The organism is Rhizobium sp. AN5 (assembly GCF_900215255.1).
Lineage (GTDB): Bacteria > Pseudomonadota > Alphaproteobacteria > Rhizobiales > Rhizobiaceae > Agrobacterium > Agrobacterium tumefaciens.
In genome coordinates this window covers 750066-759889 of sequence record NZ_OCMJ01000004.1, presented here as the reverse complement: position 1 = coordinate 759889, position 9824 = coordinate 750066, and the positions used below count along the sequence as shown (strand labels likewise).

The following is a 9824-nucleotide window of genomic DNA, read 5'->3' as shown; positions in this document are numbered from 1 at the left end:
AAGCTTCCCCAACGGCATTTAAGCCTGAGCACTACCCGTCTCGAAACGGGCCGCCGGTGATCCGGAACAATGTTTCGCTGTAGGGTAGGCGCAGCAAGATTTTACCATTCTCAGCTATTGCGCCTAGTGTGCCGGCCCTGCAAAGCAGGCTTACGCCTCCTTGGTGCCGGTTGCATATCGCGTCCGGACTATCAATCAATCGCGCGTTTTGTAACCCAGCCACAACAATTGTTGTGCCTTCAGGGAGCGCGCCTATTGGCTGAACAACGATGATCCTAACCCCGCCCATCCATATTCCTATAGATGCGATAACGATAACCGCGAGCGCCAATAGCAACTTCATTCTTGTCCCCCAAACCTCGGGAGCAAGATGATTCAGCGAGGCGTGCTGGTCAAGTGCGATCGCGCAACCGGACGCCTGGTCCGTTGCCGTTAGACGGGATGAAGATAATTCCGAAATCTAGCAAGGCCTGCACAACAGCAGCGACGTTGTTGGGCATACCCGACATTGGGCCGGTGGACGCCTCCATGCGTCTAAGTGTTGGGAGCGATATATTCGCCGCATTAGCAAGGTCCGATTGAGAGATACCAGCTAAAGCACGCGCCGCCGACACCTGACGACCGCTGACGTGATATTTTTCTATCATTGTGATATTAACCTATTGACGCGCGCCGGATTTGATATATTCCTATCACCACGATATATAAATCGCAACACGGAACCGATATTATGGTAAACAACGTCTTACCGGCGAACGCCGAAGGCATGCCAGAATCCTTCATCTCCCGAATGTCGCGCCTCTTCGTTGAGCTCCACACCATCGGCGAGCGGGTTGGCGAAATGCCGGACGACGCCATGGACCATATCACAGAAGCTCACTGGATCGTCTCCAAGGCCATTATCGATGCGCCAGTCACTTGTGAGGCGGACGTGGCCGGTAAGCTGCGGCATGCCGCCCTGCTAGTGGAGTGCCCCCATGGCGAGTACCACGACGAGCAGCCCGCAATTGCCAAGGCACTGGCGGACCTCAAGCGTTTTCGCGCCGAGGAATGGAATTCGGTTATGAGGGAGGCTAGGTCATGAACGACAGGCGCCAGGATATCCCAGAATGAAGCGTGGTCACGATCGACGGACTCGAGTTTGCCGTGAAGCACAATCCGCACTTTTCTGCGTTCGACCTCTACCAGCGCGGTGAACTGATGCTCACCGTCAACGCCAAGATCCTGCCGCTTATAGCTGACGCTGTCCGCTTCCCCTAAAGTTTCCCGCTGGCCTTTTGACATGCAGGGCCAGCCACCTTGCCGGTGTGCGCCTTCGGGCTGCACCCGGTCTTTCATCACCGAGGAGACCTAGACGCACTTCGCGTCTGGGATCAAGCGCCACCACAGCTTATCACCCGTCAGCCCACCAAGGCGGCGGGTGAATTATTCTGCTTCTGCCTGCGTGTCTATGAGTCGTTGCTTATCGAGTAAAGCCAGGATCTTCTTGCCTTTCTCTGTTAGGTAACTCCTCCTCAGCGTGCTTCCAGCGGGTTTTTCGTTGGCTGCAAGGTCGTGGATTATTAATTTCGGGAAAACTGTGTTGTACAAAAATCTGACAACGGAGTTGCTGCCCTGACTTACGCCATTTACGAGCTGACCTGAGAAACTGATCATTAGGGAAGACAGCGTTCGTATTTCGCCCTCCCTTCCAATCACATCCTCTGGAATTTCTATTGTCGTGAGATCGAGTACTTCAAGGACGCTCTTGAAATCCTCCAATTCATCGCCGCTGGTCTTTGATCGTCTAGCTACCGGCTTAATTTCTTTTGCTTTATCGAGTTCCGATTTCAAACGCGATATCTCCGCGTGAAGCGCAGAAACATCTACGATCTCAGATGCAGACACCCACCCAACTAAGTCAGTCTGATGGCCAAGTTCGCCGAGGCTTTCGTGGATGGCCAATTTGATGTCGCGGCCATCTGCAAAAAAAGCCGACATAGTGCTGAGAACTTTCTCGCGAAATTTCTTTAGGGCTTGCGGGTTCTCTTGCTCGATCGCCGAGATACCGACTTTTTGGACCTTATCTTTTAGAGCTTCGTCTTCGATCACAACAGAAAACAGCGGCTTCTTTTGCGTCACCGCGTAATCATATTCCATCTCAGTGTAGCTAACGCCGGTTTCCTTATCGACCGAACCGTATCTTCCGCCCAGAATGAGCATGTAGACATCGGACTCATCGATCCAACGCTTAATGATCTCCCACTGCGACTTATCGCTAGCCGTGAAAAGCTCCATTCCTGCCGGAATGTGCCCGGCTTTCAAAATCGCCTGCACAGCTGCCTGTCGCTCTGTCTGCAGATCAGTGAATGTACTCGAAACAAAAACCTGTAATTTCTTTTTCATATCTGAACCTTTACCCGGTCCCGACAATCACCGATTGATGGATACAAATCAAGCGTGTGTGCTAGATATCAACAACCCAAAAAAAGCGGGAAGTAACCCGAACGATTTTCGGAAACCCCACCGACAAGTTCCAAAACACAGCGCCAAGAAGGCCCGCCAGAATCACCAACTGGCGGGTTTTCGCTATCTGGACGACATATCCACAGCAGAAAACGCGCCAGCCAAGTTATGGCAAGCGGCGAAAAAAGCCAAATTATGCAATGAAAACAAGGGTCATGGCGGAGAGGATGGGATTCGAACCCACGATACGCTTTTGACGTATACTCCCTTAGCAGGGGAGCGCCTTCGACCACTCGGCCACCTCTCCGGTGCGGCCTGATTATTGCTTTAAAAAAATGAATGCAAGGGTTTTTCGCCAAGAAGCCGAAAAACCTGTTGGCCGAACACCCGATAGCGAAACTTTGCGGGCTATTGGGGAACTTCTTCTCTTCCGGCACGTTCTGACTTAGGTAACAAAAAGAGGTGTTCTAATGGCTCAGACCAAACTGAATGTTGTCGAAGATACGATCGAAAACCAGATTGCGGAGTTGCGTTCGCAGATTTCGTCTCTCTCCAAGTCCGTTTCCGCCCGTGCGGAAGGCGTTGGTGAAGATGCATCCGAATTTCTGGATGAGGCTCGTGGCCGCGTTCGCAAGGCGGCAAGCAATGTGCGCGCCCAGGGTCAGAACGTTGTGGAAGCAGTCAAGGAAAACCCCGGTACTGCAACCTCGTTGCTGACGATCGTCGGCGCACTCGGTTTTGCGATCGGTTATGCGGTCGGCGCTGGTACTCAGCAGAGTTCTTCGAACAGCAGCCTTTATCGCTGGCGCTGATTGCCGCACTAGAGGCTAGAATTCAGGCAAGGCGGGATACGTTCCGCCTTGCCTGTTCGCATTTATTTCTAAGAATTGACGAACGGGGGGCGGAAATGGTGTTCAGCAGCGATCTTGAAGAGGCATTGTCGGATTTCGCGAGAGATTACGGCATTGACAGGGATGAAGCCATCCAGCGCATCGTCCGCGCCGCACTCATCAATAACGGTTATCTCGCTTCCGGCGAAGAAGGCATTCCGCCGGAAAAGCTGAACGCCAGCAACGATGACTAGGACTCAATATCCGGATTTGGATGGCGCAGGCGCTGCCCCGCCCTTGTAGCGGCTGGAAAGCGTACGAAGTGTATTGGAAAACTCCGTGACATCGGCGCCAACGGCCACGAAAGATGCGCCGAGTTCTAGATAACGGCGATTGAAGGTCTCGTTGAAGGTCAAAATGCCTGCGGCCTTGCCGGCCGCGACGATCTTGACGATCGCTGCCTCGATTACGGCCTGCACTTCCGGCTCATCCAGCTTGCCGAGATAGCCCATATCCGCAGCAAGATCGGCCGGGCCGATGAAGATGCCGTCCACACCTTCCACCGCAAGAATATTGTCGAGATCGTTGATAGCTGCGCGCGTTTCGGCCTGCACCAGCAGGCACACGCTGTCGGACGCACTGTCGGCATAATCCGTTATGGTGTTGAAGGCTGAGGCGCGGGCAACTGCCGCTCCCATGCCGCGAATGCCGCGCGGCGGATAGTGCATCGCACTGACCAAAGCTTCAGCCTGCGCCGCCGAATCGACCATGGGCACCAGAAGCGTGCGGGCGCCTGCGTCCAGCAGCTGCTTGATCATCCAGCTTTCGCCAACGGGCACACGCACCACCGGTTCGGCGGGTGATGTGGCGAGAGCGCGCAATTGGTCGATAATGCTGCGAAGATCGTTCGGGCCGTGCTCACCATCGATGACCAGCCAGTCGAAACCCGCTGTTCCGGCAATTTCCGCCGTGATGGCCTCACCCATATCGAGCCAGAGGCCGATTTGCGGCCTGCCGGCGTGGATGGCTGTTTTGAAACGATTTTCGGGAGCGGGCATGATGTCCTCAGGAAAGCAGTAATTTCAGATCGGCGGACGGGTCCGCCAGGATGGCGCGATCCGGCTCAGCGCCGGTATCGAGCAGTTTTTTGCCGGAAACATAGGCCTTGGCATCGTTGACCGCGTCGACCGCCACGAATCGCCCGTCGCGGAAATACCAGACCGACCAGCTGCCTTCGCGCGCGCCGGGCCGCAGCACCGTCTCGTCATAACCGAGGTTGAAGCCGGCGATCTGCAGCTTCACCTCGTATTGATCCGACCAGAACCAAGGTTTGGCATCATAGGAGACTTCGGCGCCTGCCAGTACATGAGCGGCGGCCTCGGCCTGATCAACGGCGTTCTGGACTGATTCGAGACGCACAAGCTGGCCCCGCCACGGCAGCAACGCGCAATCGCCCACCGCGTGGATATCCTTGTCCGAGCTGCGGGTGTGTTCATCCACCACGATGCCATTGCCGACATCGAGGCCCGATTCGCGGGCAAGGCGATCGTTCGGGGTTACGCCAATGCCGACGATGACGAAATCCACGTCAAGCATCGAACCATCGGAAAGCTCGGCAGCGGCCACCCGGCCATCCATGCCGACGAGCCGCACGAGGCCGGTCTTTTCGCGGATGGAGACGCCGTGCGCCTGATGGATGCCGCGCATGATATCGGCGGTTTCCTTTGCCGCCACGCGCTGGAGAATGCGGTCGGCCATTTCGATCAGCGTGACCTCGAGACCGAGCTTGCGGGCGACGGCTGCCGCTTCCAGACCGATATAACCACCGCCGATGACCAGCAGCCTGCGGCCGGGTTTCATTTCCTCAAACAGCCGGTCAGCATCGCGCTTGTCGCGAACGGTCAGAACCCCTTCGAGATCGCCGCCGATGCTGGCGGGAAGCTCGCGGGGTGCAGCACCGGTCGCCAGTACCAGCTTGCCGTAGGAAAGCGTGCTGCCATCCTGCATGCGCACGGATTTGGAAGCGCGGTCGATCTCCTCCACGAAGGTGGAGAGCCGGATATCGACATTGTTTTCCGCGTACCACTCCTCAGGCCGGAACATCAGCCGGTCGAAGCTCATCTCGCCTAAAAGGTATTTTTTCGACAATGGCGGCCGTTGGTAAGGATAGGCATCCTCCGAGCCGATGATGGTGATGGGGCGCTCATCCTTCAGCGCCCTGAGCTTTGCCGCCAGCGCGAAAGCGGCCTGCCCCGCCCCGAGGATTACCAGCCTTCCCGCCACATTCCACTCCCAGAACAATCGCCAATGGGCAGATTTGCCGCACCCTGCGAAGCCATATTTCGGGATCAGGCGTAACGCCAAGTACGGCCCGCGTCAACCGCACAACACCACCAGCCCGGTGCAAGCATGACACATTATCACCCCAGACTGCGACACCCTTGCAACCGGAAGGAGCCGGGTGCATTTCCTCAAGGGAAACATCGGCTTCCGACAGGCGGTCTGGCCCATGTCGAGACGCACAACAGACAATTGCGCGGATTTCCTTCACGCACTGGCAAGGAAGCCGCGTTAAAATCGGCATCAGGAAAAGGCAATCCGGGAGGTTGTCATGGCTTTACATATGGATCCCCGTCAAAGCGTCCCGCAGGACGAGCAATACGAGAAGTTTCAGATCGACCGGCCCGGAAAGATCACCTTCATCGGGCATCACCTCAGCGCCAAGGATACCATGCGCTGCCTGGTGCGCAGCATCTCGCTTTATGGCGCGGAGATCGAGGTCAGTCCGCATCTGGAGATGCCCACCAATTTCTATCTGGAAATTCTCGGCATTCGCGATGAGATCGGCTGCAACCTGATCCGCAGGGAAGAGGAAAAGGTCACCATCGGATTCAACATGTTGATCGACGCGGAATTCCTGCACCATGTGCGCAGACTGAGTTTCGAGACCAGCGTCTGAGCCGCATCGACCGATTCGCGGCCGAGTTTTTCTCTCACGGCGCGACGGTGGAAAAAACTGTTCCAAAACAGCCATCCGGTAACCGGGCGCGACTTGCGTCCGGTTTTTTTGCACCTATTGTGTGCCGGGTTTTCAAACAGGTACTGGAAATCTCAGCCAATGTCCGCTTTCTCACGTCTTACGCCGCTTGCCGTCTCTCTTCCTTCAACCGTTCCCTTCGTCGGCCCGGAAGCCATCGAGCGGGGCCGCGGCCTGAAGGTGGAAGCGCGGATAGGCGCCAATGAAAGCGGGTTCGGCCCTGCCCCCTCCGTGCTTATGGCCATGCGGGATGCTGCGGCCGAGACCTGGATGTATAGCGATCCGGAAAATTTCGAACTGAAGGAAGCACTCGCCATCCACCACGGCATTTCGCGTGGCAATATCGCCATTGGCGGCGGTGTCGATGGTTTGCTGGGTGAGATCGCCAGGCTGATCGTCGAGCCGGGCACGCCGGTGGTCACCTCGCTCGGCGGTTATCCCACCTTCAATTACCATGTGAACGGCTTTGGCGGAAAACTCGTGACCACGCCATATGTCGACGATCACGAGAACCTCGACGGACTTCTCGATCTGGTCATCCGGGAAAATGCACCGCTGGTCTATTTCGCCAATCCCGACAATCCGATGGGAAGCTGGTGGGAGGCAAGCGAGGTTGTGGCGTTTGCCCGTGCGTTGCCGGAAACCTGCCTGCTCATTCTGGACGAGGCCTATTGCGAGACCGCACCTGCCAGCGCCGTGCCAGTCATCGACGCCCTCATCGGCCAGCCGAACATCCTGCGCATGCGGACTTTCTCGAAAGCCTATGGGCTTGCCGGCGCCCGCGTGGGCTATGCCATCGGCACGCTCGGCAATGTCGAAGCCTTCGACAAGATCCGCAATCATTTCGGCATGGCACGCGTTTCGGTCGCCGCCGCATTGGCGGCGCTGAAGGATCAGGCCTATCTGCATGACGTCGTTGGGAAAATTGCGGTGGCTCGAGATCGCATTTCCGCGATTGCCCGCAATAACGGCCTCTCGCCCCTGCCTTCGGCCACCAATTTCGTTACCATCGATTGCCAGCGCGACGGCACTTACGCCCGCGCCATCGTCGACGGCTTGATGGAACATGGCGTGTTCATCCGCATGCCGGGCGTGGCGCCGCTTAACCGCTGCATTCGTGTGAGTGTGGGACCTGATGACAAGCTTGATCTTTTCGAGCAGGCGCTGCCGAAGGTTCTCAAGGCGATCGGGTAAATTCCCAACCCACCCTCATTCCTGTGCTCGTCACAGGAATCCAGTCAGCCCAAGTCCTTGGGCTGAAAGGACTCTTTTCGCCGCGCAGACGCGCGTCGGCTGGATTCCTGTGACAGGCACAGGAATGAGGGTTGGAGAGTGCCGCGGGTTGCACGCATCGATTCAATTTCCCCTCACAAACCACTGTTCGCGAATCGTTTTCCATCAACCGACATCGCCAGACATAAGAAAACCGCGCCGGCCTTGTTCCTGCCGGTCGCGGTTTGATGTGTCAGCGCAAAAGCTCCTTTTCAAAGCCCTCGCCGCATTCCCCTTCGGGTTTACTTTCGTTTGTACCGGTCATCGGGACTGGAGGGAACCGGACCGGAAATTCTGTCGCGGATAAGGTGCGTCAGTGCATCGTCATCCAGTCGCGTGCGGCACGCAGCGCTTCGGCCAGTTCCGCCTTGGTCATGTTGCGAGCAAGATCTGCTCGCAGCGAAGCGGCTCTTTCCGATCCGCGGATCGCGGCGATGTTGAGCCATTTGTGGGCCGCGACCAGATCCACCTTGCATCCCCGGCCGGTCGCATAGACCAGGCCGAGATTGCAAAGGGTGTCGGCGCGGGTTTCGCCACCGGCAACTGCCATTTCGATATCGCGAATTTCAAAGCGTGCCATCGTTTTTATCCCTGTCTTCTCGCCTGTTTCATCAATTGCCTTCTTGTCGAGGCTAACCTTTGGAACTGCCGTCTTTTGCGGCTTTTTTGTTCTTCCGGCCGGCAGGTTTTCCCTGCGCTTTTGATGACCCCAATATGTCATGAGGCTTTCAACGGGCGCTTAAAAGGCATGATTAATGGGCCGCAAACAAACTGCAAACGATTGGTAAAATTGGGTTTTTGTTAAATATCACGAGGTGCGGAAATTAAGGATTTTCGAGCGAATTTTACGAAAACTTTAGAATTGGATTTCAACCCTTCATTCACCACGATCCAAACAACGGTTTTTCGAATTGCCCCTCTCCCACTCTCCTAACCGACACAAATGCCATCTCGCAGCTGGAATTTTCTGTTTCCTTTTACGTGAACGTCAAATACTATCCGCATGCCCGTGCGGAGGACGAAACGGGCAAAGAAAGCGCGACATGGACGGAGGAGTTTTTATGAAGCGTGTGATGATGATTGCCGCAGGCCTGCTGATTGGCAGCAACCTTGCTTTTGCTGCTGAGCCCATTGAAGGCAACTGGAAGACGGCAAGCGGCGAGACAGCCGTAATCGGCCCCTGCGGCGCAGCTTTCTGCGTGACGCTGAAGACAGGCAAACATGCGGGAAAACAGATCGGCAAGCTTTCCGGCAAGGGAAACAGCTATTCGGGCGATATTACCGATCCCGCCAATGACAAGACCTATAGCGGCTCCGGCACCGTTTCCGGCAATTCGCTGAGTATGAAGGGCTGCGTGCTGAAAATCCTGTGCAAATCCCAGACCTGGACGCGGTTGTGATATAAGATGCGACGGACAGGCTTGTAACAGCCTGTCCGTCGTCGCAGACGGACGTCGTGTGTAACGCATATATCCGTTGATGTATCGTCGCGGCCCGAACGAACACTCTTAAGAGCGACGCATGCCCACCACCCTTTCCATAATCCTGATTTCGGGTACGTCCCATGTCGGCAAAAGCACCCTAGCCGGCCTGTTGATCGAAAAGCTCCACTGCGAGGCAATTTCAACCGACAGCCTGGCACGCCACCCGGGGAGGCCATGGCCCGGCATACCCGCGCCTGTGGAGGAATATTACAGGCAGCTGTCGGCAGAAACGATCCATTGGTTTCTGAAGGTGCATCACCAGAATATCTGGCCGCTTGTGCGCGGGCTGATCGACAGCAAGACAGGCACCGGCAATATCGTCGTCTTCGAGGGCGCGGCCTTGCGGCCGGAATTTATAGCGCCCCTGCTGGGCAGCGCGGTAGCCGGGGTCTTTCTTCATGCACAGAATGACTTTCTCTCCGACAGAATGCGCGCGCATGCAGGATATAAAGATGCGACGGCGGGCCAGCGCCGGATCATGGACGCCTTCATTGAGCGGTCCTTGCGCGAAAATACCGAAATGCTGGCATCCGCGCGGCACCATCACGTACCGACCGTCGACATCGCCAATCCCGAAGCATTCGATGGCCTCGTCAATGAACTCACAGCCCGTGCGGTAGCCTCTCCGGCGTGATCCAAAAGCAGGCGATTTGAGGCCGCTGAAGCCATCCACCGCCCCAATTCACACTGGAAGCATCCCGTTAATCTCCCTGAACACCATATGAACCGGGGTCTCAGGGTCCGTTCAGTCCGAGT

At 56.4% G+C, this 9824-nt stretch carries 12 protein-coding genes and 1 tRNA gene; 8 read left to right on the top strand and 5 right to left on the bottom strand.

The annotated features are described in order from the left end of the window. Window positions 1-730: 730 nt before the first annotated feature. Both CRP02_RS16105 and CRP02_RS27560 read left to right on the top strand, forming a co-directional pair. Window positions 731-1084, top strand: a complete 354-nt coding sequence (locus CRP02_RS16105) for a hypothetical protein (protein ID WP_097171715.1) — start codon at window positions 731-733, stop codon at window positions 1082-1084. 32 nt (window positions 1085-1116) lie between these two features. Continuing rightward, window positions 1117-1260, top strand: coding sequence for a hypothetical protein (locus CRP02_RS27560; protein ID WP_179784043.1), 144 nt, complete (start codon window positions 1117-1119; stop codon window positions 1258-1260). 165 nt (window positions 1261-1425) lie between these two features. Here CRP02_RS27560 and CRP02_RS16100 read toward each other — a convergent pair whose 3' ends face one another. Both CRP02_RS16100 and CRP02_RS16095 read right to left on the bottom strand, forming a co-directional pair. Next, window positions 1426-2385 carry a DUF4062 domain-containing protein gene (locus CRP02_RS16100; RefSeq protein WP_097171714.1) on the bottom strand — a complete coding sequence of 320 codons (960 nt, stop codon included), beginning with the start codon at window positions 2383-2385 and terminating at the stop codon, window positions 1426-1428. Between the two features lie 276 nt (window positions 2386-2661). After that, window positions 2662-2752 (bottom strand) — tRNA-Ser (locus tag CRP02_RS16095). 163 nt (window positions 2753-2915) lie between these two features. On the opposite strand from CRP02_RS16095, the gene CRP02_RS16090 reads away from it, so the two are divergent. Together CRP02_RS16090 and CRP02_RS27555 are read left to right on the top strand one after the other, a co-directional pair. Next, on the top strand, window positions 2916-3257 hold the full coding sequence (locus CRP02_RS16090) for a hypothetical protein (RefSeq protein ID WP_003512218.1): 342 nt from the start codon (window positions 2916-2918) through the stop codon (window positions 3255-3257). Between the two features lie 95 nt (window positions 3258-3352). Beyond that, entirely contained in the window at window positions 3353-3529 is a 177-nt protein-coding gene (locus tag CRP02_RS27555; protein WP_174001585.1) for a hypothetical protein, read from the top strand. Between the two features lie 3 nt (window positions 3530-3532). Here CRP02_RS27555 and CRP02_RS16085 read toward each other — a convergent pair whose 3' ends face one another. Both CRP02_RS16085 and CRP02_RS16080 read right to left on the bottom strand, forming a co-directional pair. Next, entirely contained in the window at window positions 3533-4333 is an 801-nt protein-coding gene (locus tag CRP02_RS16085; protein WP_097171713.1) for an aldolase/citrate lyase family protein, read from the bottom strand. Window positions 4334-4340: 7 nt separating this feature from the next. Beyond that, on the bottom strand, window positions 4341-5558 hold the full coding sequence (locus tag CRP02_RS16080; RefSeq protein WP_097172805.1) for an NAD(P)/FAD-dependent oxidoreductase: 1218 nt from the start codon (window positions 5556-5558) through the stop codon (window positions 4341-4343). A gap of 328 nt (window positions 5559-5886) precedes the next feature. Here CRP02_RS16080 and CRP02_RS16075 point away from each other — a divergent pair, with 328 nt between their 5' ends. Next, on the top strand, window positions 5887-6234 hold the full coding sequence (locus CRP02_RS16075; RefSeq protein ID WP_097171712.1) for a hypothetical protein: 348 nt from the start codon (window positions 5887-5889) through the stop codon (window positions 6232-6234). Between the two features lie 159 nt (window positions 6235-6393). Continuing rightward, entirely contained in the window at window positions 6394-7506 is a 1113-nt protein-coding gene (locus CRP02_RS16070; protein ID WP_097171711.1) for a pyridoxal phosphate-dependent aminotransferase, read from the top strand. A gap of 391 nt (window positions 7507-7897) precedes the next feature. Here CRP02_RS16070 and CRP02_RS16065 read toward each other — a convergent pair whose 3' ends face one another. After that, complete coding sequence (locus CRP02_RS16065) at window positions 7898-8164, bottom strand: sel1 repeat family protein (protein ID WP_003496982.1); 267 nt, start codon at window positions 8162-8164, stop codon at window positions 7898-7900. Window positions 8165-8645: 481 nt separating this feature from the next. On the opposite strand from CRP02_RS16065, the gene CRP02_RS16060 reads away from it, so the two are divergent. Both CRP02_RS16060 and CRP02_RS16055 read left to right on the top strand, forming a co-directional pair. Further along, a complete protein-coding gene (locus tag CRP02_RS16060) occupies window positions 8646-8984 on the top strand; it encodes a DUF2147 domain-containing protein (protein ID WP_013635782.1) in 339 nt (112 codons plus the stop codon). Between the two features lie 121 nt (window positions 8985-9105). Then, window positions 9106-9702 carry a hypothetical protein gene (locus CRP02_RS16055; RefSeq protein ID WP_097171710.1) on the top strand — a complete coding sequence of 199 codons (597 nt, stop codon included), beginning with the start codon at window positions 9106-9108 and terminating at the stop codon, window positions 9700-9702. The last annotated feature ends 122 nt before the right edge of the window (window positions 9703-9824 follow it).

Coding starts and splice junctions, on each gene's coding strand:
- CRP02_RS27555 (WP_174001585.1), top strand. CDS start 3,353: ATGGTGTTCAGCAGCGATCTTGAAGAGGCATTGTCGGATTTCGCGAGA.
- CRP02_RS16105 (WP_097171715.1), top strand. CDS start 731: ATGGTAAACAACGTCTTACCGGCGAACGCCGAAGGCATGCCAGAATCC.
- CRP02_RS16070 (WP_097171711.1), top strand. CDS start 6,394: ATGTCCGCTTTCTCACGTCTTACGCCGCTTGCCGTCTCTCTTCCTTCA.
- CRP02_RS16065 (WP_003496982.1), bottom strand. CDS start 8,164: ATGGCACGCTTTGAAATTCGCGATATCGAAATGGCAGTTGCCGGTGGC.
- CRP02_RS16100 (WP_097171714.1), bottom strand. CDS start 2,385: ATGAAAAAGAAATTACAGGTTTTTGTTTCGAGTACATTCACTGATCTG.
- CRP02_RS16075 (WP_097171712.1), top strand. CDS start 5,887: ATGGCTTTACATATGGATCCCCGTCAAAGCGTCCCGCAGGACGAGCAA.
- CRP02_RS16090 (WP_003512218.1), top strand. CDS start 2,916: ATGGCTCAGACCAAACTGAATGTTGTCGAAGATACGATCGAAAACCAG.
- CRP02_RS16055 (WP_097171710.1), top strand. CDS start 9,106: ATGCCCACCACCCTTTCCATAATCCTGATTTCGGGTACGTCCCATGTC.
- CRP02_RS16060 (WP_013635782.1), top strand. CDS start 8,646: ATGAAGCGTGTGATGATGATTGCCGCAGGCCTGCTGATTGGCAGCAAC.
- CRP02_RS16085 (WP_097171713.1), bottom strand. CDS start 4,333: ATGCCCGCTCCCGAAAATCGTTTCAAAACAGCCATCCACGCCGGCAGG.